The 423-nt window shown below is 65.7% G+C and carries 1 protein-coding gene; it reads right to left on the bottom strand.

Annotation, left to right across the window (positions count from 1 at the left end; genetic code table 11):
- The coding region (locus tag P3H15_RS55705; protein ID WP_346348898.1) for an ANTAR domain-containing protein at nucleotides 1–160 on the bottom strand (160 nt) is incomplete at its 3' end.
- Nucleotides 161–423 lie beyond the last annotated feature (263 nt).

The raw sequence follows: 423 nt of genomic DNA on the forward strand, positions 1-423 counted from the left end.
GGAGTTCGTCGAACGCCTGGGCGTCGCTGCAGCCGCGGGCGGCGATCAGGATTCCCTTCGCGGTGGCGAGGAGTTCGCGACCGTCCGGGCGTCGGCGGGGAATCAGCCGCGTCGGGCCGGGAACCGGGGTGAGCGGTGGTTCGGTGATGTCCTCGATCATGCGGGGTGGTCCCTTCGCTCTCGTGCATCGACCGGGATCCGCCGGGGTGCCGACCGAACCCGCGAGACGAACACTGTGAGTCATGTCACTCGATGCCTGACCAGTTCTAGCACACACCCCCGCACCGGCTCCTCGACACCAACGTTCCGGACCCTCACACAAACGTCCAGGTAGAAGTGAGCATCCGAGCGGTGGCGCGGGCTGCGGTGGTGCGGTAGAACAGAACCGGCGAGACACTTTTGTGACCTGAACCACACATGAAC

It is taken from the genome of Rhodococcus sp. T2V, from assembly GCF_029269925.1.
Classification (GTDB): Bacteria; Actinomycetota; Actinomycetes; order Mycobacteriales; family Mycobacteriaceae; genus Rhodococcus_F; species Rhodococcus_F koreensis.